The organism is Christiangramia sabulilitoris (assembly GCF_007050985.1).
In the GTDB taxonomy this organism is placed as follows: Bacteria; Bacteroidota; Bacteroidia; order Flavobacteriales; family Flavobacteriaceae; genus Christiangramia; species Christiangramia sabulilitoris.
On record NZ_VHSF01000001.1, the window covers coordinates 596890 to 617048 of the forward strand.

Annotated in this window: 18 protein-coding genes and 2 tRNA genes; 13 read left to right on the forward strand and 7 right to left on the reverse strand. The window is 37.9% G+C overall.

Annotated elements, in window-relative coordinates:
* Positions 1-175 precede the first annotated feature (175 nt).
* The 6 genes from FGM01_RS02820 to FGM01_RS02845 all read left to right on the forward strand — a co-directional run bounded on the left by FGM01_RS02820 (position 176) and on the right by FGM01_RS02845 (position 5135).
* Positions 176-859, forward strand: coding sequence for a class I SAM-dependent methyltransferase (locus FGM01_RS02820; RefSeq protein WP_143409622.1), 684 nt, complete (start codon positions 176-178; stop codon positions 857-859).
* A 71-nt stretch (positions 860-930) separates the two neighbouring features.
* Positions 931-1914, forward strand: coding sequence for a M20/M25/M40 family metallo-hydrolase (locus tag FGM01_RS14500; RefSeq protein WP_166435178.1), 984 nt, complete (start codon positions 931-933; stop codon positions 1912-1914).
* A 58-nt stretch (positions 1915-1972) separates the two neighbouring features.
* On the forward strand, positions 1973-2521 hold the full coding sequence (locus tag FGM01_RS02830) for a DUF1697 domain-containing protein (RefSeq protein WP_143409623.1): 549 nt from the start codon (positions 1973-1975) through the stop codon (positions 2519-2521).
* 288 nt (positions 2522-2809) lie between these two features.
* Positions 2810-3184 (forward strand): glyoxalase superfamily protein, encoded by a 375-nt coding sequence (locus FGM01_RS02835; protein ID WP_143409624.1) that lies wholly within the window; start codon positions 2810-2812, stop codon positions 3182-3184.
* Positions 3185-3373: 189 nt separating this feature from the next.
* Complete coding sequence (locus tag FGM01_RS02840; protein WP_143409625.1) at positions 3374-4360, forward strand: bestrophin family protein; 987 nt, start codon at positions 3374-3376, stop codon at positions 4358-4360.
* A gap of 340 nt (positions 4361-4700) precedes the next feature.
* Positions 4701-5135, forward strand: a complete 435-nt coding sequence (locus tag FGM01_RS02845; protein ID WP_143409626.1) for a hypothetical protein — start codon at positions 4701-4703, stop codon at positions 5133-5135.
* A 90-nt stretch (positions 5136-5225) separates the two neighbouring features.
* Here the strand turns inward: FGM01_RS02845 and FGM01_RS02850 are convergent, their stop codons facing one another.
* On the reverse strand, positions 5226-6005 hold the full coding sequence (locus tag FGM01_RS02850; protein WP_143409627.1) for a hypothetical protein: 780 nt from the start codon (positions 6003-6005) through the stop codon (positions 5226-5228).
* 284 nt (positions 6006-6289) lie between these two features.
* On the opposite strand from FGM01_RS02850, the gene FGM01_RS02855 reads away from it, so the two are divergent.
* From FGM01_RS02855 to FGM01_RS02875, 5 genes are all read left to right on the forward strand, one after another.
* Positions 6290-6730 carry a VOC family protein gene (locus FGM01_RS02855; RefSeq protein WP_143409628.1) on the forward strand — a complete coding sequence of 147 codons (441 nt, stop codon included), beginning with the start codon at positions 6290-6292 and terminating at the stop codon, positions 6728-6730.
* Between the two features lie 9 nt (positions 6731-6739).
* Positions 6740-7144, forward strand: a complete 405-nt coding sequence (locus FGM01_RS02860; RefSeq protein WP_143409629.1) for a hypothetical protein — start codon at positions 6740-6742, stop codon at positions 7142-7144.
* 111 nt (positions 7145-7255) lie between these two features.
* The gene (locus FGM01_RS02865; RefSeq protein ID WP_143409630.1) at positions 7256-7846 is read left to right on the forward strand and encodes a hypothetical protein; all 591 of its coding nucleotides are present in this window, start codon (positions 7256-7258) and stop codon (positions 7844-7846) included.
* A 252-nt stretch (positions 7847-8098) separates the two neighbouring features.
* Entirely contained in the window at positions 8099-9322 is a 1224-nt protein-coding gene (locus tag FGM01_RS02870; RefSeq protein ID WP_143409631.1) for an exonuclease SbcCD subunit D C-terminal domain-containing protein, read from the forward strand.
* Complete coding sequence (locus FGM01_RS02875; protein WP_143409632.1) at positions 9319-12354, forward strand: AAA family ATPase; 3036 nt, start codon at positions 9319-9321, stop codon at positions 12352-12354. Before FGM01_RS02870 ends, FGM01_RS02875 begins: the two co-directional genes overlap by 4 nt.
* A gap of 81 nt (positions 12355-12435) precedes the next feature.
* On the opposite strand, the gene FGM01_RS02880 is transcribed toward FGM01_RS02875, so the two are convergent.
* Together FGM01_RS02880 and FGM01_RS02885 are read right to left on the reverse strand one after the other, a co-directional pair.
* Positions 12436-12509, reverse strand: a tRNA-Pro gene (locus FGM01_RS02880).
* 53 nt (positions 12510-12562) lie between these two features.
* The gene (locus FGM01_RS02885) at positions 12563-13468 is read right to left on the reverse strand and encodes an alpha/beta fold hydrolase (RefSeq protein ID WP_143409633.1); all 906 of its coding nucleotides are present in this window, start codon (positions 13466-13468) and stop codon (positions 12563-12565) included.
* Between the two features lie 202 nt (positions 13469-13670).
* On the opposite strand from FGM01_RS02885, the gene FGM01_RS02890 reads away from it, so the two are divergent.
* Complete coding sequence (locus FGM01_RS02890) at positions 13671-14918, forward strand: YaiO family outer membrane beta-barrel protein (protein ID WP_166435179.1); 1248 nt, start codon at positions 13671-13673, stop codon at positions 14916-14918.
* Here the strand turns inward: FGM01_RS02890 and FGM01_RS02895 are convergent.
* The 4 genes from FGM01_RS02895 to FGM01_RS02910 form a co-directional block, all read right to left on the reverse strand.
* The gene (locus FGM01_RS02895) at positions 14915-16366 is read right to left on the reverse strand and encodes a glycosyltransferase family 2 protein (RefSeq protein ID WP_143409635.1); all 1452 of its coding nucleotides are present in this window, start codon (positions 16364-16366) and stop codon (positions 14915-14917) included. The two genes, FGM01_RS02890 and FGM01_RS02895, sit on opposite strands and share 4 nt — an antisense overlap.
* Positions 16356-17303, reverse strand: coding sequence for a hypothetical protein (locus tag FGM01_RS02900; RefSeq protein WP_243735750.1), 948 nt, complete (start codon positions 17301-17303; stop codon positions 16356-16358). The genes FGM01_RS02895 and FGM01_RS02900 overlap by 11 nt, the downstream gene beginning before the upstream one ends.
* Before the next feature lie 101 nt (positions 17304-17404).
* On the reverse strand, positions 17405-17758 hold the full coding sequence (locus FGM01_RS02905) for a DNA-binding transcriptional response regulator (RefSeq protein WP_143409637.1): 354 nt from the start codon (positions 17756-17758) through the stop codon (positions 17405-17407).
* Between the two features lie 897 nt (positions 17759-18655).
* Positions 18656-18733, reverse strand: a tRNA-Pro gene (locus FGM01_RS02910).
* A gap of 238 nt (positions 18734-18971) precedes the next feature.
* Here FGM01_RS02910 and FGM01_RS02915 point away from each other — a divergent pair.
* Entirely contained in the window at positions 18972-20156 is a 1185-nt protein-coding gene (locus FGM01_RS02915) for a PQQ-dependent sugar dehydrogenase (protein WP_143409638.1), read from the forward strand.
* Positions 20157-20159 lie beyond the last annotated feature (3 nt).

The window sequence follows — 20159 nt, forward strand, 5'->3', positions numbered from 1 at the left end:
GATAAAGGAAATGAATTTATCTCAGTTAGACTTGTGGCGAAAATTGCAGGATTCAACCAATATTTTATAATTTCGATCCGGCATTTTATCGGGTAGATCTTAATCCATCTGTTTTTTAAACTTCTCATTTATAATAAACTAAAAATCATACCTTTACAAAAACCAACTGGTTTCGATGAAGAATGATAAAAACATAGCGCTGGAATTTAATGAATTTTCAAAGAATTATACCAATGATATGATTCGGTGCGTTCCCCGTTATCTTGATCTTGTTTCCAGCTTTGGTAAATATTTTCCGGCAGGATTTAAGCCTGAAAAAATTCTGGACCTTGGCTGCGGAAATGGAAACACCACTGCTCAATTACTGGCGCAATTCCCGGATGCAGCTTACACTCTGGTCGATGCCTCCAAAGAAATGCTGGAAATATGCCGAAACCAATTTCAGGATTTCGATATGAGTTATTCCAATTCCTATTTCGAAGAGTTTCAATTTGAACATAATCAATACGACCTCATCACCGCTGGATTGAGCCTGCATCACTGCAGAAATAAGGAAAGGCAGATTGTTTTCAGTAAAATACATTCCTCCCTCCGGGAAAGTGGGATCTTTGCCTATAGTGATCTTATGATAAGCAAAACAAATCCAGATCACCCTGCACTTCTTCAGGAATGGGGAGCTTATGTGAACTCCAATTTTCCGGATGGTGAAAAATGGGCCTGGGTCATGGATCATTATGCAACTTTTGATAATCCTACAGATTATAAGCTTCAGTTAAAGTGGTTAAATAATGCGGGTTTCAGCTCTATTGAAATCCCTTTCCGCGATGGCTACTGGATTTATTTACAGGCTGAAAAATAATACGATCCTGTTTTATATCTTTAGCCGTGCCAGGAATGGTATGCTGAATATATAATTACACCATCTACCCTATGAATCTTCTTAAATACTCGATAATATTAACAGGTTTATTTTATTTCAACTCCTGCCAAAGCCAGAATGCGGGTAATATTAAAATAGACGAGGTTTATTTAATTGAGAACCTGAAGATAATATCTCACGATTCTTTGGAAGGTAGGTTTTTTGGAACAACAGCCAATTACAAGGCCCAGCAGTTTATTGCTGCCCGGTTCGATTCTCTTGGTATATCACCACTTTTGGACTCCGGTTTTATACAATCCTTCCCGGTTACGTTTAAAGGTGAGAAAAGACTCGAGGTATATCCGTATAAAAATACAGGAAGCAATTACAGCAAGGTAACAGATACAACTGTTACCGGCGGGAATGTAATAGCCATACTGCCGGGTAAGATAGAAAAACATATTATTGTAACAGCCCACCTGGATCATTTGGGAATTAAAAACGGACAGGTCTTCAACGGTGCTGATGATAATGCCTCCGGAACAGCGGCCTTGTTAAGTATCGCTTCCTATTTTAAGGAAAAACCAACCAGGCATAACCTGATATTTGCTGCCGTAGATGCAGAGGAAATAGGTTCCTATGGTGCAGAATATCTTTTGGAAAATTTTCCTGCAGATCCTGGCTCTATTGTCCTTAATATCAATATGGACATGATCGCTCATAATGATGAAATGCAGCTATATGCTTCAGGACTTTACCATTATCCAGATCTAAAACCAGCCTTGAAAAATTTACCCGCCGGGAAAATTGAGCTAAAGTTTGGGCACGACCAGCCGGGAAAATCTGGTGAGGAAGACTGGACTTACTCTTCAGATCATCGTATTTTTCATAAAAGACAGATTCCGTTTATATATTTTGGGGTGGAAGATCATAAGGATTATCACCAGCCTTCAGATGAGTTTGAGAATATAAACCAACAGTTCTATATTGAGGCCGTCAAATTGATCATACAGGCAATAGAAAATTACGACAGCAGTCTGTCTGAAAAAATTTAAATTCAACTTCGTTCATTACCAAAAAAAAGCTTGAAATGAATTAAATTTTACTCTAAAAATGAAAACAAGAGTCGCAATTCTAAGAGGAATTAATGTAGGAGGTAAACGAAAAGTTCTTATGAAGGACCTTATTAAGCTGATGCAGGACCTGGAATTTGATGAGGCGACAACTTATATACAAAGCGGCAATATCATATTTAAATCTAATTTACCCGAACCAGAAATTGAAAACAAATTGGAAAATGCTATCGCGGAGAAATATGGCTTTAAAGTTCCGGTGATCGTAAGGTCCAACGAAGAGTTAAGCAAAGCTGTATCTGCAAATCCTTTTTTGAATACTAAGACAGATAGAAGTAATTTGCACCTAACCTTCTTAAAAACTACTCCAGATCCAGAATTATTGAAAGAATTAAATTCTAAAGAATATGATCCCGATAGTTTCGTAGCTATTGGAAAGAATGTATTTATACATTGTCAAAATAAGTATCATCAATCTATACTTAGCAACAATTTTTTTGAAAAAATGTTAGGGGTGCAGGCAACAACCAGGAACTGGAAAACGGTAAACAAATTATTAGAATTAAGTAAGTCAACACAAAAACTGTAAAAAATAAATCCCATTTTCAAAAGATGGTTGAGAATAGCGGAAAACTAGATATTTTTAAGAAACAAAAGTATATCTCACCCGAAAAATCAACTCAATAATACTGATTATCAGTTTTTTACATATATTTATACCTCATTAGATCTTTTAAGTTTAGGTTCTTATTAACGCATTCTCGGATTAAATAAAATTTCCGAATTAGAGCTATAGAATATACTATTCGACTTAGCGGTCTTATTAGTTTAAATAATCCTATCCCGGGTTTTACTTATTTCAACAAAATTATAAGCTATGGCAGATTCGAATAACTTTTCCCACTCGGCAACTATTTTCCCGGTAAGTGATCTTACTAAATCTATTGAATTCTATACAGAAAAACTGGGTTTCGAAAAGACCTTCGAATGGGGAAAGCCCATCTATTATGCTGTGGTAAAACGTGGTGGTGTGGGAATTCATCTTACCAAGAGATCTGACGGGGGCAAACCTTCGAAATATCACAGGGCACTTTATATTTTCGTAAATAGTATAGAAAAAGTATACAAACAGTGCAAAGAGCAAAATATAAAAGTGGTGAACGATCTGGAACTTCGGGATTACAAAATGAAGGATTTTGACATTGAAGATCCAGATGGCTTTATAATTACTTTTGGAAAAACAGGAGACTAACACAGAATTTCTACTTCTACTCTGGATGTTCTGTAACCACTTATATTTAATTCCTGCAATAATTCTCTGGAAGCATGCATAGGTTTTTAAGCTTTTATAAATTCTCGAACCTTTTAATCTAACTTGTTTCAAAGTGATTGGGCAATAAATTCATCGGTATTGCTACAATTATATTAAAAACCTGGTTTTATGTATATAAAGAAAAATTATGGTTTCTGGATGACCTTAAATTGGTCAAAAAAGCCGCTAATCCTGGGATTCTTATACAGCACTCTTATTTTTATTGGCTATATGTTGTTAGATGAGGAATTTTCTATCCCCTGGCAACCGGTGAGCATTATTGGTATTGCCGTTGCCTTCTATCTGGGCTTTAAAAATAACAGCTCCTATGACCGCACCTGGGAAGCCAGAAAGATCTGGGGTAGCATCGTGAATAACAGCCGAAGTTTTGCAGCGGCAACAGTTTCTTTCACCCAGGGGAATGATGCCGAAAATATCAAAAAAGAATTGATCTACAGGCACCTGGCCTGGCTCACCGCTTTAAGACATCAGTTAAGACTTAGCAGGCCATGGGAACATCAGGAAGACCGTTTAAAAAATGTTTACGCACCCACAGTCACTGAAGATTATAAAAGAGACTTAAATATAGAACTGTCTGGTTTTCTTTCTGAACCTGAATTAAAAGAACTGGATGGAAAAGCGAATCTTGCTACCCAGATCATGAAGAAACAGGCCGTAAGATTACAGGAACTCAAGGATCTTAATTACTTTGATGACTTCAGGCATATGGAATTTCACCATCACATCGTTGGTTTTTATGAAGACCAGGGTAAATCTGAACGTATTAAGAACTTTCCATTGCCAAGGCAATATGCCTCTACCGCCTTATGGCTTACTTTCGTTTTTTGTGCCTTTGTTCCGCTAAGCCTGGTAGATATTTTTTCAGATACAAAGGGATGGACCTACTATGTTTCTCCTTTCTTCTCAGCTTTGATTATCTGGGTATTCTTCCTGATGGAAAAGATTGGAGATTATTCTGAGAATCCATTTGAAGGCACTTACAATGATGTGCCTATCACCTCGATCGCCAGAGGAATAGAAATAGACCTTCGCGAAATGCTAAATGAAAATAAAATACCGGAGGCAATCCAGGCTCAGGATGGTTTCCTGATGTAAATTCCTTGTTCTGTTTAGATAAGATTATCCCGCAAAAAATTGGTTGAATTAAATTAAGGTTTAAAACATAAAGATTAGAACCTAACCCTATGAAGTCTAAATAATTCAGGTCTATATTCAGCAAAAACAGGCTGATTAAACATTTCAAAAATTTTCTTAAAAAATCTGATCTTTATCAATTTATTTTTGAACCGAAATTCATATCTTATGTTCGGATTCAAAACCAAAATAATTGTCGCTCCCCCCTTGCTGGCAACTTTAATCTTGCCAGATTAACCTCAGGTTTGTTTAGTTCACAAACCATCCATTAACCTTTTTCTTAACCAAAATTAATAAACATATGAGAACGAGAAATTCGAATGCCTATGGATGGGAGTCCCCGGAGATCATACATAAATATTCTGTAATCTGGCATTCCAGATTAAATTTTATCCTGAAAGAACTGGAGTTTCTAAAAAGCTTGTTGAAAAATAATGTTTTTTCGATTGTAGAATCACACCTTGCTAAAACTGCAGAAGATCACCTGGAAGAATTAATGAATCTTCAGGGGGAAGTTTCCCGATTGCTTAAAACCATGACCCTGCATAAAAATGGGGTAAAGATCCTTTTTATTAAGCATGCACCCTCAGAAAATGAATGGAACTATAAGCATGAACATAGAAAACTCATGATCAAAATGCATGAGTTTGATAGTGATTATCAAATGCTTAAAAAAGAAATTTTCAAAGTGATTAAAACGGCCATAAGGCATCAAAAACAAAAGCTTATCGCCTGAAAGTAATTGCACATACGATCCTTAAAGATCAAAACAAGGGCCTTTGATAAAAATATCAAAGGCCCTTGTTTGTATATATTAGAAAAGATTTTATCTAACCATTTTTACTAATGTGGCCATATAGGTCCATTTAAGATCTCGTAAAGTTATATCCTCATTCATCCTGTTTTGAAGATCAGGTGACATGCCACCGTCAAATTCCATTGAGTTAAGATATTGTTCCCAGCTATCAAACATATTTACGGTAAGATGGGATGCATAAGCTTCAGATCCTTGTGGCATTAATACCCTTATAAACTGCCAGTCTCCTTTTTCCCCAGATTCGATCATCGATTTATGATAGGGTTTAAAGGTATCGCTTTCAGCTTTTTCGTAATCTTCATATCTGCCTTCAGTTGCTTTCATCAGGTCCATTGCCGCAACCATACCCGTTTTCATTTCATAATCTGGGTTAGCCTGATCTATAACCGTTAGGTATAACCTTACCGCCAGATCTCTCGAGCCTCCTGCAAGATTCACCCTGTTTTCAATTTCCTCATCGCTAAGATCGGGATAGGCCATTTTAGCACTTTCCATAATTCCATCACCTGCCCGCATCATTTTTATAGGATCGTTAAAGACAGTAACCGTTAAATATTGATAACCCTGTTCCTCTCCACCTGGTAATAATTGCCAAAGGTCCCATCCTACTATATCGCCGCTGGCAACCCGTTGTTCGTGGATTTTCTCCCAGAAAGCTTCCGTTTCATTATAAAAAGTTTCCTGCGAATTATCGACTTTCATAAATTCAAAGATTAGAAAAGTTTCTCCCTGACCATAACTCGAACCGGTTAGCAACGCCATCAAAATCAAACATAGTATACGTCTCATAATTTTCTGTTTTAATTGTACCTCCTTATAAAGATATTAAAATAACCACAAATATTTGATCACCAGCATTTTAAATCATTGACGCCATTGAGATATTCCAGACGTAATTGTTCCTGGATCTCTAAATAGACTTATCGTTTCACGAGCTGTAAAATCAATTAAAAATTAATCCTTAAATTTAATAGTAAAAAATGTTCATAGGCTGTTAGTTGATAAGCCTGCTCCCTGTTCTATTCCTGCGCTGTTATAAAATGAAAGTAAATCAACCTTTAAAAGAATAGATCATGAGTACTACAATAAATACCTATCTAACCTTTGACGGTGACTGCAAAGCGGCATTTGATTTTTACAGGTCGGTTTTTGGCGGGGAATTCAATAATGCCAGTACTTTTAGTGAAATGCCGCCCCAGGAAGGGATGCCTCCAATAAGTGAGGAAGAGAAAGATAAGATTATGCATATCTCCCTCCCTATTAGTAATGAAACTATCCTTATGGGCAGCGATACCGGGGGAGAGTGGGCAAAAAGCTTTAAAAAAGGAAATAATTTTTCTATATCTGTAAATACCGATTCTAAAAAAGAAGCTGAAAGAATTTTCAAAGCTCTTTCTGAAAATGGCCAGGTAACCATGCCCATGGAAAAAACGTTTTGGAACTCCTATTTTGGAATGCTTAAAGATCAATTTGGAATTCACTGGATGGTAAGTTTCGATCAAAATTCACCCTAAAAATATACTATGCATAAGGTAGATCATAATCTCGGAATTTTTAAAATCCTATATATCATTAAAGGAATAATTATTTTATTATTCAGCATACTCCCCTTGATTTTCCTGATTTTTGGAGCCGTTCTTTTCCAGGAGAATCAATATTCCAGCGACGATTCTGCTTTCGGGGGAATAATGATCATGATTATTGGGTGTACCTTATTTTTATTCTTGTTTGTGTTAGGTATTTTAACGATGCTAACAGCCAAATACCTGGGTGAGAAAAAGAACTATGATTTTATATTCGTCATGGCTATTATTAATTGCCTCACGGGAATCCTGGGAATTATTATGGGGATATTCACCATTTTGGAATTGACCAAACCAGATGTAAAAAGATTATTTGTGAAACAGACCCGGGAGATCAGTGAATAAGATATCCGGCAATTTGTGATCGCTAAAAGTGATATAATTATCACGAGTAATATGCTAACGTATCGACTTGTAAATTGAAATGTAATTCTGAAAACTTAAAACTTATATATTATGCGCCGTGGAATTCTTATAATAATGATCCTAAACTCTTTTTTCCTGCATGCACAGACAGAAATTCTCCCCGCCAATATTCAAATTGAGACAGCATTACTTGCTGCTCCTGAATCTAAACGAGCTGCAGCAATGGTTTATGGATATAATACTGATGGAAAATTAATCGTATTAAAGGAGGGGTCTAATAATTTAATCTGTATAGCAGATGATCCTAATTTCGAAGGCATCCAGGTGGCATGTTATTCTAACAAACTTGAACCGTTTATGGCCCGGGGACGGGAACTCAAAAGCCAGGGAATGTCTGAATTGGATAAAAGAAGGATTAGACAGGAAGAGGTGGAATCTGGCAAACTCCAAATGCCCGATGTTCCAAGTACTCTTTATGTATATTCCGGAGCCCAGGAAGATTACGATAAAACTACCGGGAAACTTGAAAATGGAAAATTCAGGTACGTGGTTTATATACCTTATGCCACTACAGAATCTACTGGTCTGCCAGATAAACCAGAAGCTCCGGGTATGCCCTGGTTGATGGATCCGGGAACCCACAGGGCCCATATTATGATAAGTCCGGTAGCTAAAGAATAAAAATGAAGTAACAATTCGCTATTAAATTGGATCGCTGATAAAATTGGCCATTTCTATTAATTATAATTGTTATTACCTATTTTCAACAGATGGGCTTTTATTTATTCTTTCAGGATTCAATATTCTAATCTCGCCTTAAATTCTTCACCTCTACTTATTCACGATAAGTAACAATAAGCTCTTTATAAAAATTACTGAACGACTTGAAATGGCGTCGAAACTTAATTACTTTGCATAGTAAGTTACAATAGCATGAAAATACTCCACACTGCCGACTGGCATATTGGTAAAAAACTACATAAGCATGAGTTAAGTGAAGATTTTGATCTTTTTATAAACTGGCTCATTGAGTACATCAGAGCAGAAAGAATCGATGTTTTGCTAATTTCAGGTGATATTTTTGATCTCGCCAATCCTTCTTCTGAAGCCAGGAAACAATATTACCAGGCTTTAATAAAACTTCAGAAACTAAACTGCAAGATAATCGCAACTGGAGGAAATCATGATTCTCCGGCTATGCTAAATGCGCCCGGTGATCTTATGCGGGCTTTAGACATGGACGTGATAGGAGGATTGCCTGAAAAACTGGATGATTGTATCATACCAGTACTTAATAAGAATGGAGAAAAGGAGCTGATTGTAGCAGCTATTCCCTATTTAAGAGATGCAGATTTAAGGTCTGGAATCTGTGCTTCAACATATGATGATCGCCTAAGCGCAATTCGCGAGGGGATTAAAGAAATTTTTCACAAGGCTTCTGAGATTTGTGCTGAAAAGCATCCCGAGCTACCGGTGATCGCCATGGGCCACTTATTTACTGCAGGTTCTGAAACTTCAGAAAGTGAACGGGATATCCAGATAGGTAACCAGGCTGCATTTAATGCATTACAATTTGGAGAATATTTCAGATATATCGCTTTAGGCCATATCCATAAACCTCAAAAAGTATCGGCAAACATTCCTGTCTATTATTCAGGTTCACCTCTGCCCCTTTCTTTTAGTGAACGCAAGGATGACAAAAGAGTCCTGGTAATTGACACTGATCATGGTTGGGAACCTGAAAGTATTGCTGTACCTGTTTTTAGAAAGCTTATCAGGATTAGCGGTACTTTATCTGAAATTCAGCTTAAACTTGATGACCTCGTGCCTACCTCAGCCTTAGATTCACTGATAGAGATCGATCTGATAGAAGAACAGTATGATGCTCAGAAAATTTACGCGCTGGATCAATTTGTAAATAATTTTGAAAAACCGGGCTTCGTTATTGTAAAGCAACGGGCACAGTTTAAAAACCAAAAAAAGGGAACCTCAGAACTATATTCTGAAAACGAGCAACTGGAAAATCTCAAACCAAAGGATGTTTTCCTGGAGCTCATAGGAAATCATGAATATGATGACGAACAGAGGAAAGAAATTTTGAGTGCTTTTGATGAAATCCTGGAAGAAGTACTCCAATCTGAAAAGCCGGCGCAATGAAGATCCTGAAAATAGCTTTTAAAAATATAAATTCCCTGCGTGGTGATCATGAAATCGATTTTACCCAGGAACCCTTTATCAGCAGTTCTCTTTTTGCGATCACCGGCCCAACCGGCAGTGGAAAAAGTACCCTTCTGGATGTGATATCCCTGGCACTCTATGGTAAGGTCCCACGAATTCCGGGGAGCAGGCCAATTTCCAAAACTGATATTGAGAAGTATGGTACCATTCTCACCAGAAATCAAAAAGAAGCCATAGCGAGGGTTACTTATGAGTGCAAATACGGGACCTTCAGTTCCCAATGGAATATTTCAACCAATCGGAATGACAAGCTGCGTGATAATGACATGGAAATTTATGACCATCAAAAGCAGGCGCTTATCACGGATAAGAAATCTGAAGTACCAGATAAAAATGAGGAATTGATCGGCCTGAGTTATGACCAATTCATCAAAGCCGCAATGCTGGCCCAGGGTGAATTCGCCCAGTTCCTTAAAGTGACCAAAAAAGAAAGAGGCGCTTTACTAGAAAAAATTACGGGTACAGGTATCTATAGAAGTATTGGCCAGAAGGTTTATGAAATGAATGGTCTTCTAAACAAGGATATTGAGCAGCAACAACATGAAATAAAGATCTTAAAGGATAATTTATTGGCAGATGAGATCCTTGAGCAGAAAAAGACAGAATTAAAAAGCAAGACTGAAGCCCAGGAAAAGCATCAGAAAGAAATTGAAAAACTCAAAAAATCCCTAGACTTAAAAAAGGAAGTCAGGAAGAAAACCACCGCTATAACATTTTCAAAAGAAGAGTGGGATGTTGCTGAAAACAAACTGAAGGCTTTCGACTCAGATCATGGCGCACCATTAAAGCTGCATGAAAAGGTACAGGATGTATCTGAAGACTTACGAAACTGGAATTTACTGAACAGGGAAATTATAAATTTGAAGTCTGAACTTTCCGGCGTCAGGGAAAGTCTCAATACAAATTTGGAGAGCACCACAAGCCTTATCGCAAAGGTTTCAGAATTCATCCACATAGAAACCAGTTCGACTGATTTGTCCCAAAATCTGACTGATTTCAGGAATAAGATCCTGGAGTTGCAGGAGAAACGCAATGAAAAGCGGGCAGATTACAGACTTGAAAAGGCCAGATTTGATGCAGAGCTGAATGCAACCGGACTTTCACTTAACGATTCCAATCCAGATCATGCCAGGATAGAAATAACAGAGCAGATTGAAAAAATAGAAAAATCGATAAAAACCTGGAATGAGGAATTCAAGGTGATTGATTCTGATGAAATTGAAAAATTAAGGAATACCATCCAGCGTGAATATAAAATTACACGGGAAGCTACCCGGCAGTATGCGGTTATCGAAGAAAAGCACAAGGACCTGAAGCGGAATACTGCAGATCATGAAAAACTGCAACCACAGTTAAGATCTCTTCCGCCAGAAATAGAAAAGCATAGGTCCCAGGTAAAATTGGTTAAAACCAGGCTGGAAAACCTGAATTTAAAAAGAGAAAATCAACTTTTAAAGGCAAGCCTGGAACAACATCGCCATAAACTCAAAGATGGAGAAGCATGTCCTTTATGCGGTTCCCTGCAACACCCCTATGCGGAACATTTACCTGAAAAAGATGATCATCTGTACGAGGAAATTAAAAAAGTTGAGAAGCAACTGGAAGATCAATCAGGCTTACTGAATACCTATGTTGCTAACTTTTCTAATTTTAAACAGCAGGCACAGGAACTGGAGGTAAAAAATAAGTCCCTAAGCAGAAATTTACAGGAGCTAAAGACTGCTTTCAACGAAAAGTTCAGTGAAATAAACAATGGGCAGAACCTAAGTGAATTCGAAGATAGATGTGACCAGCTGGAAAATAAGCTTGAAAAATTATCTGATTTTGAAAAGGCTTGTAAAAAACTTCAACATCTAAAGACTGCCCTGCCAATACTGGAGAAATTACAATCTATTTTTCAGGAAGGTAGATTGGTCAGGGAAAAGCTTGATAAACTTTATCAGGGTAAAGATATCCAGCAAGATGTTGAACTATACCAGAACAGATGGATTAGCCTGGAAAGTGATCTCAAAAATTTAAAAAATACCCGGGAAAAGCTGAAAAAAAAGCTTAATGAAAAACAGAACCAGGCACAAAAACTGGAGAAAGAACTGGAACTGGTTTTAAAAGAGAAAGGCTTTGAATCTGTAAAAGAAGGATATGCAGTATTAATACCAGATGCAGAGGTCCATGGATTACGCACAGAGCGGCAAAAGATCGAAAAGACAATAAATGATGCCCGGGCTTCAATTAATCTCCTTGAGGGGCAGCTTGAAGAATTGCAGAAGCAGGATCCTGAGATCAAAGAAGAAGCACTTAGGGAAAAACTTGAAGAGCAAAATGAACAGGTTCAAATAATCGCAGGACAATGCAAGGAACTTGACAGGTTAATCAAGAATCATGAGCATGATCTTATAAAGATGTGTAAACTACAGGAGCAAATTGCTGAAAAGGAAAAGCAAACCCGCAGATGGCGTATGCTTAATGAGTTAATTGGCGACCGTACCGGAAATAAATTCAATGATTTTGCACAGGATCTCACTTTAAGCCGACTCATAAAATTGGCAAATGTGAGGTTAAAGGGCCTAAGCGACCGCTACCTTATAGATAAACCTGCAGATGAAGAAGATGATGGCCTGGTTGCTATAGATGAACATATGGGAGGCCAACGCAGATCTGTCAAAACCCTATCTGGTGGCGAAACATTTATTTTGAGTCTATCTATGGCCTTAGCTCTTTCAGATCTTGCTTCTAAAAATGTAGAGATCAACAGCCTCTTTATAGATGAGGGTTTTGGAACTTTGGACCCCGAAACTTTAGACCAGACGCTCGATACCCTGGAAAAACTACAGGCAGAAAGTTCTAAAACCATTGGAATTATAAGCCACGTGGATTCTTTGAAAGAGAGAATATCTACCCAGATTAAACTTACGCGAAATGGACAGGGATATAGCAGACTCGAAATAAGCTAGGCTATTTAAAAGCCAACTGTATTTCTTTTTTGAATTCATGGCATAAAAAAACCTCTGCTTTAGCAGAGGTTCTTAAAACAGTCGAGATGACAGGATTTGAACCTGCGACCCCACGCCCCCCAGGCGTATACGCTACCAGACTGCGCCACATCTCGATTCTTCATGCAAATTAAAACTGTTTCTATTAAAAATCAAAAGAAAATCCATGTTATAATTCCGGGGAGTTTTCTTCAAGAAATTTTTTCACCTCCGGAAAATAGATATCCGGTCTGTCCAGCCAGCCATAATGACCACAATTTTCCATTTTTACCAGTCGGGAATCTGGTAAAATAATATGGGAACTCTCTGCTACTTCTACCGGGACCACATCGTCTAAACCATGCAAGATCAAAACCTTGTTCTGAAATTCCTTCATGGCAGCGGTTTTATCAAAGTTATTATTACGCATGTCTGCCCATAAGACAGAGTTTAAATTCATATTCACCTGCATTAATCTATCAGCAATAGTATTTTCATATTCAGATCCAATCACGTAGGCTTTAGCTATATAAAAAGCTCTTTTTCTCTCCAGGTCGCCATTTCCCGGGTCCAATTCTAACATACTGGAAAAATACAACAGACTGTCTCTTTCCCTTATAGAAAGACGATTCATCACACTAAAACTACTTACATTGCTCAAGGCCATCCCTCCACTATGCGATTGTACCATAGCTTTTACTCTTTCAGGATATTTTTCGGCATAAGCATAGGCAAGCATTCCGCCAAAAGACTGACCAAATACGATCCAGTTTTCATAGCCTAAATGTTTCCTAAGCGTCTCAATATCTTCCAGCATCAAATCAATGCTAAAATTTGACAAGTTATGTTCATTTAAAACAGATGCACCGGTACCTCTTTGATCATAGATGATGGTCCTGTTATTATCTGCGAGTTTTTTGGCCAGGTATTCAAAACCTTTGCTATTCATCCCCGGTCCACCATTAATGATCAATACAGGAAAACCATCTCCAAAAGTTTGATATGCGATCTTACCCGCAGGATACTCCAGTATCTCTTCTTGCTGACCATACAGAGAAATTGAAAGCGCGCAGAAAAGCAAAATTAAAATTTTCATTCAAGGCGTAATTAAAGTGTAAATATAATTATAACATAATCTAAATCATACTGCTATAAGAGCCAGCCTGGAGGTTTGATCCTTTATACTTCTCCGCCCAAATTCCGGGATAAAATTAAGATACTGTTATAAGTCAAAAAACAGATGGAAAAAAATCTTTCATAATTGCTATCTTCACCGCCTTGGTCCCAAACCTATGAACATGTTAAAAAAGACTTTTTTAATAGTAACCCTGTTGGTTACAGCGTTTACTTTCTCCCAGGAAACACAACAGAAGAATACTGATAGTATCTACTTTAATGCTCTTGATCTTTACAAAAACAAAAAATATACTTCTTCTCTACAGCTCACTAATGAAGGCCTTGAAATCGCCCCTGAGTACCATGACATAAGAATTTTAAGGGTCAGGAATAACTGGGCATTGGCGAATATTAAAGAGGCTGAGAATGATATTAGGTATCTTCTGGAAAAAGCTCCGGAATACCCTTCAGTTAAAGACCTTGCCTTACGCCAGGTGAATTATTTTGAAAACAAGGAACGTTCAATTGTTTTTATCGATGATTTACAGGAGGTTTTTGGTAGCGATCCTAAAATGCAGGTGCTTAAAGCTTCCTTACTATTAAAAGTAGGCGAAAGGCAGAAAGCCCGGGCACTGGCACTTTCCCTGTTCAGAAATAATGCACTCGACAGTGACCTGCGCTACACATTACAAAATATTTTAAACAGGACGGTCTCGACTGAAATCGGGATCAATTACCAGTATATTAATTTTAGTGAAGATTACTCCAGGAATGAACCCTGGCATACCGTAAGTGGTGAGTTCCTGCAATATTTTAATAGAACCGCAGTAATTGCCAGAGTAACCCGTGCAGACCGATCTTTTGACCAGGGATTTTTATATGAATTGGAGTCATATCCGGTTTTTAGCGATAAAGTGTATGCCTTCGTTAATGCCGGAGTATCAGACGGTAGGTTGTTTCCAGATTTCAGAGGTAGCGCCTCCCTTTTCGTTAATTTGTTCAGAGGTTTTGAACTGGAAACCGGGGGAAGATTATTACATTTCAGTGACCAGGATTATTTTACGGGAATCGTTGGTCTTACCACTTATCAGGGAAGATTTTACCTGAATGGCAGAAGTTTTCTTGGTCCTAAACGACTGGATCGCTTAATCCAGAATTATCAATTTAATATTCGTTATTATTTTTCCAGTATTGACGATTATTTATTCGGAAGATTTGGAAGTGGAATTTCTCCTGATGAAACAACGATTTTTACACAGGTACAGGAAAATCCGGTTTTGGATGCCTATTATTTCAACGTTGGCTGGAATAAAACGATTGGTATACATCATATCATCCAGGTTGGAGCAGGTTATCTTTATGAAGATCTGAGTCAAAATAATCAGGGATACCAGTTCCTGGGAAATGTAAGCTACCGGTATCGCTTCTAAGAGTCTGAAACCTTAAAGCCTTTTCTGGTCATAGCACCCCAACCCGATTTGATCCTGAATAATTTCTTGTAATAGCCCTTCATCTGTCCATATACCAGAACGGGATGATAAAGAAACGGTTCCAGGTATGCAGCCAGTAATAGTTCTACGATCTGCTTGGGTTTTGTATAATGATCAAAATTCTTCACGTACATAAAGATCGCTGCCGTAGAGAACAAACAACCTACGAGGTATACTAAAAAGAATAAAAGAAGTGAAAACGGCCAATTAATCCATCCAAATATCCCGAATAGGATAATAACTATCATTCCTAAAAATTCTACCAGCGGTGCTCCGAATTCGAAGAACAGCCAATAGGGATAATATAACATACCCATATGCCGGTAGCGCGGATTAAAAAATAATTTACGGTGCAGGCTCATGGTCTCCCATAGTCCCCTTGCCCAACGATCACGTTGTTTAATAAGAATATCATAATCTGGCGGACCTTCTGTCCAGCAAAGCGTTTCGGGCAGGTAGACCACTTTATAAGGTTTTTTAAGGTTCTCCATATGTATCCTTAAGCGGATACAAAGCTCCAAATCCTCACCAACCGTTTTCGAATCAAAACCTCCTACCTCCATCACTCGTTTTCTTGGATACATCCCAAAGGCTCCCGAAACCAGCATCAGGCCATTAATCTCACCCCAGGCCATTCTTCCAAGTAAAAAGGCGCGTATATACTCTACCACCTGCACCATAGGTACAAGGTTTTCCGGTAGCTTTAATTCTTTCAACACCCCGTTATGGACTATAGAATCGTTGGCAATCCCAATTCCACCGCCACAAGCTATTATTTCCTCCTCGTCCTCCTCAAGATAAGGTCGAACCATTTTTAGTAGTGCATCCTGTTCAATAATACAATCGGCATCGGTACAAATTACCAGTTCTGTATCTGCAAAATTGATTCCGGTATTTAAAGCATCTGCCCGGCCCCCATTGTTTTTGTCGATCACCGTAAGGTGGGTATACTTTTTATTTTTGCTTTTATAAATACTTTTAACTGAAGCTGTTGGTATGGGCTGGGTTATGAAGCTGGCATCATGCTGTTCCAGATCAAATTCCTTGATCAGTTTTTCCAGCGAATCATCTTTACTGCCATCATTTACGAGAATAAACTCATAATACGGGTATTGAATAGAGAGTAGGGATTTTACGTTCTCTATGATAGTCATTCCTTCATTGTAGGCCGGAGCAACAAGGGTGACAGATGGAATATCTGTGGCACTAACAATATCCTGAACTTGTAAAAAAGTGGATTTCTTTTTAGTTCGTCTAATAGCACGATTGGCCAGGACCACTCCTGAAAAATAGATGGTCATGAGCATGATCCCGTAGATGAGAAAGAAATAGTTGACCGTCCAGTAAACGTAATAATTACCGAAAAAACTTTCCAGACTATCCAGCATTTACGGTCGCTTTTGAATATTGTTCATAATAGAATTCCTGCACCTTTTCCTTATAACCATTATTCCATAAGATCTCTGCAATATTGAGTTTTAATTCATCATTATCACTATACAATTGTCTTAGATAAAAATCCACATCCATTTCAGAATTTTCAAATATATAATCCAAAAGTTGCCCTTGTTGGGTGGCATCTGGAATATCATCATATAATTCCTTGATATAATTTACCGACCTTGAACTTAAACCAAAGGATTGTACGCAATAAATAGCTGTTTCCCGTACCTCGTAGTCCTCATGGTTTAGATGATCCAGAATATAGCCGGTTTCTCCGTGCAATTCATATTTTCTAATAATTCGCATCAATAGCTTTTTCCCAAACAGTTTATCTGTTTCATAAGCTCGATGTAACCATTTAATTTTTGGTTTTGGATGCAGGTCAAAAAGCTTTTCCACAATCTTGATCTGTTGCCAGAGGGTCATATTTTTCTTTAAATACGGTAAAAAGCGAAGACTCTCCCAACCACTAAAAACTACCATTGCTATCTGGGCTTCCCTTCTAACGTAAATATTCTTGTGATTAATTAGCTTAAAGATTTCATCAAAATATTGCGCCTGGTTCATTTCATAAATCTCCCTGATACCCCTGGCTTTCCGATACCAGTTTCTACTATTAATCTTACCAATAGAGACTCCGTAAGGTGGAATTTGTGCGTATAACTGCTGCAGTTTATTAAAATGACCACCTAGAATGGTTCGCTGCGTGCGAATCATAAGGTGAATGAGATATTGAATATTATTCTTATTTCTTGGCTTAATACCTACATCCTTTAAGGTAGTATTTATCTGTTTAATGGTGATGGAATCATTTGAACTCACATACAGATATTTACTTACAATGTCGGCAAAGCTGGCTTCGATTTTCTGTAGTCTGCGCATACGGTTTTTACGGTATACCAGACTTATTCCTATCGATATCCATAGGATAACGAGTAAGCAACAAACCAGAAAGATCAATAGTAAAAGTAGGTTTTCACTCATTAATAAGCTTGTATTATTGCTTCTATTTCGTCCAGATCTATAGGCACGGCATAAAATCCATCAATCCCGCTTAATGCGAAAATCTCCTGCTTGATTTTGTCCTGCCCCATATTCGTAACGATCAGTAAGTTTTTATGTGGAATAACCTCTTTTACCTGGGCTACAAATTCCAGTGGAGCAATTCCTTCAAACAATATATCGCTGATAATAAAGTCGAAATTGGTTTGCTGGTCTTCAATACTCAAAGAATCAAGTGACCTTATAGCCTTGCATTGAAAATCATTTACCAGCACAAGTCTTTCCAGAATTTTAAGAATAATAATATCCTCCTGAATTACCAGTACTTTCCTCATTCAGCTTTATTTGCAGGGAAATATACTAAATACATCTGTAAATATTGTTTTTTAAAGATATCATAAACCTTTTAACCGGAAATAGCCATTAATGGGTAAGAAAAATCTTTCGTGTAAAGTTATATTTTTTATCAATTTGTAATAGCAAATATTCAGATTCTGAAATGTTCTTTAACAGTTCATATTTGATTCCAATTAGATGCTAAAGAAAGTCTTTTCATAAAAATAAATATCAAATTTTTTAAAGATTTTTCTCGCGCTGGTCCATCTGAAAAAACATTCGGCATTATCTCATTTCAGGTTAATTTACTGGGTATATCTCAAGATTGTCCATTGGAAAAGGAAGCAATTAAAAATTACATTTAAAAACCGGCAAAGTGAATGGAACCAAGCATTAAAGGAAAATAAAACAGTAGCTAACTTTCGTTTAAAGCTTCTTGTGATTGGAATGGCAAAGGCTTTAAGTATGAGGTGGCAGGATTACCTCCCTCTGGTCGGTGATCCCGAGTTTGGTTTGTTGCTCATCAAAATCTAATCAGGCTTCGCCTTTTGTCATTTTTGTTCGTTTCCAATTCGAAGTAAACTTCGATTTTCTCCAAACAAAAAATCCAACCACTTTATGTGATTGGATTTTTATGGTCGGGGTGGCAGTCCCGAAGCATCGGGAGAACCTGCGCATTTTTTTTTAGAATTAAAAAAAGCCTCACTTGAAAAATGAAAGGCTTTAAGTAGGGCTGCAGGATTACCTCCCTCTGGTCGTGATCCCGAGTTTGGTTTGTTGCTCATCAAAATCCAATCAGGCTTCGCCCTTTGTCTTTTTTGTTTGTTTCCAATCTGAAGTAAGCTTCGATTTTCTCCAAACAAAAAATCCAACCACCTTGAGTGATTGGATTTTGATGGTCGGGGTGGCAGGATTCGAACCTGCGGCCTCCTGCTCCCAAAGCAGGCGCGATAACCGGGCTACGCTACACCCCGAAATTGCTTTCACAATTCATTCAATATTTTTATTTCAAGATTCAAAATTCGGAATCTTTTTTCAAGCCTGGACCTAGTCGGAGCCTGTGCCGGGCTTGTCGAGGTACTACACCCCGAAATGGCGTTTCAACCATAATTGGGCGGCAAATATAAGAATTATTAACCACCCGCAATGAAAACTTTTAATTTTTTATATCTTAGTTTACTTATTCATAAATGAAGTTAGAACATTATTGCTATGAGAAGATTTTTACTGGTATCAGGGCTTAGTCTGAGCCTTATTGCCTGCGGAGAAAATGGTAAAACAGAAACCGCTCAAAATGAAAATATTACAGATACTACTGCAGTTCAAACCGAACAAAACACAAACGTTCCAGACCCGATTGATGCGGTAGTTTCAGATAAGTACTCCTATGAAATGGTAGTGGAAGGATTGAAAATTCCGTGGGGATTTACCTTTTTACCTGACGGTAGTATGCTAATCACAGAGAAAAACGGAGATATTATTCACTTTAAAGATGGTGAGAAAATTCCGGTGAAGGGTGGACCTGAAGTATACGACCGCGGTCAGGGTGGTTTACTGGATGTGGTTCTTCATCCCGATTATGAAAATAACGGATGGATCTATTTTACCTATGCCTCCAAAGAAGGTTCGGGAAGCGGTGGAAATACCGCTCTAATGAGAGCCAAATTAAGCGGTGATCAATTGACCAGCCAGGAAATCCTCTATAAAGCCACACCAAATACAACTAAAGGGCAGCACTTTGGTTCGAGGATAGCTTTCGATAAGGAAGGATATCTTTATTTCAGTATAGGGGAACGAGGTGAAAGAGATGTCTATCCTCAGGATATTACTAAAGATAATGGGAAAGTTTACCGTTTAAATGATGACGGCAGTGTACCTGCAGATAATCCTTTTACAGGACAGGAAAACGCCGTAGAAGCCATTTACTCTTATGGCCATCGCAACCCACAGGGAATGATCCTGAATCCTGAAACCGGGGAAATCTGGGTTCATGAACACGGCCCAAAAGGTGGAGACGAAATAAATGTGGTGAAAAAAGGAGCCAATTTTGGATGGCCTGTGGTCACCTACGGAGAAAATTACAGCGGAACTCCAATTACCGATGAAAGATCCAAACCTGGCATGGAAGATCCCATTTTCTACTGGCTGCCTTCTATTGCTCCCAGCGGATTTGAGTATGTCACTTCAGATAAGTTTCCAGAGTTGAAAGGAAACCTGCTCGTAGGATCCTTGAAATTCCAATATCTTGAGTTACTTGATCTGGATGGGAAAAAGATCAAAAAAAGAACTAAACTATTGGAAAATTCAGGTAGAATGAGAGATGTGAGACAGGGTCCAGATGGGAATATCTATGTGGCCATTGAAGGAAAAGGAATTGCCAGACTAACAAACAAATAATCG

Excerpts from the sequence above, each read along its gene's own strand:
- FGM01_RS02855 (WP_143409628.1), top strand. The coding sequence starts at position 6,290 with ATGAGTACTACAATAAATACCTATCTAACCTTTGACGGTGACTGCAAA.
- FGM01_RS02885 (WP_143409633.1), bottom strand. The coding sequence starts at position 13,468 with ATGAAAATTTTAATTTTGCTTTTCTGCGCGCTTTCAATTTCTCTGTAT.
- FGM01_RS02915 (WP_143409638.1), top strand. The coding sequence starts at position 18,972 with ATGAGAAGATTTTTACTGGTATCAGGGCTTAGTCTGAGCCTTATTGCC.
- FGM01_RS02870 (WP_143409631.1), top strand. The coding sequence starts at position 8,099 with ATGAAAATACTCCACACTGCCGACTGGCATATTGGTAAAAAACTACAT.
- FGM01_RS02905 (WP_143409637.1), bottom strand. The coding sequence starts at position 17,758 with ATGAGGAAAGTACTGGTAATTCAGGAGGATATTATTATTCTTAAAATT.
- FGM01_RS02820 (WP_143409622.1), top strand. The coding sequence starts at position 176 with ATGAAGAATGATAAAAACATAGCGCTGGAATTTAATGAATTTTCAAAG.
- FGM01_RS02875 (WP_143409632.1), top strand. The coding sequence starts at position 9,319 with ATGAAGATCCTGAAAATAGCTTTTAAAAATATAAATTCCCTGCGTGGT.
- FGM01_RS02860 (WP_143409629.1), top strand. The coding sequence starts at position 6,740 with ATGCATAAGGTAGATCATAATCTCGGAATTTTTAAAATCCTATATATC.
- FGM01_RS02830 (WP_143409623.1), top strand. The coding sequence starts at position 1,973 with ATGAAAACAAGAGTCGCAATTCTAAGAGGAATTAATGTAGGAGGTAAA.
- FGM01_RS14500 (WP_166435178.1), top strand. The coding sequence starts at position 931 with ATGAATCTTCTTAAATACTCGATAATATTAACAGGTTTATTTTATTTC.
- FGM01_RS02865 (WP_143409630.1), top strand. The coding sequence starts at position 7,256 with ATGCGCCGTGGAATTCTTATAATAATGATCCTAAACTCTTTTTTCCTG.
- FGM01_RS02900 (WP_243735750.1), bottom strand. The coding sequence starts at position 17,303 with ATGCGCAGACTACAGAAAATCGAAGCCAGCTTTGCCGACATTGTAAGT.
- FGM01_RS02895 (WP_143409635.1), bottom strand. The coding sequence starts at position 16,366 with ATGCTGGATAGTCTGGAAAGTTTTTTCGGTAATTATTACGTTTACTGG.
- FGM01_RS02890 (WP_166435179.1), top strand. The coding sequence starts at position 13,671 with ATGTTAAAAAAGACTTTTTTAATAGTAACCCTGTTGGTTACAGCGTTT.
- FGM01_RS02835 (WP_143409624.1), top strand. The coding sequence starts at position 2,810 with ATGGCAGATTCGAATAACTTTTCCCACTCGGCAACTATTTTCCCGGTA.
- FGM01_RS02845 (WP_143409626.1), top strand. The coding sequence starts at position 4,701 with ATGAGAACGAGAAATTCGAATGCCTATGGATGGGAGTCCCCGGAGATC.
- FGM01_RS02840 (WP_143409625.1), top strand. The coding sequence starts at position 3,374 with ATGTATATAAAGAAAAATTATGGTTTCTGGATGACCTTAAATTGGTCA.
- FGM01_RS02850 (WP_143409627.1), bottom strand. The coding sequence starts at position 6,005 with ATGAGACGTATACTATGTTTGATTTTGATGGCGTTGCTAACCGGTTCG.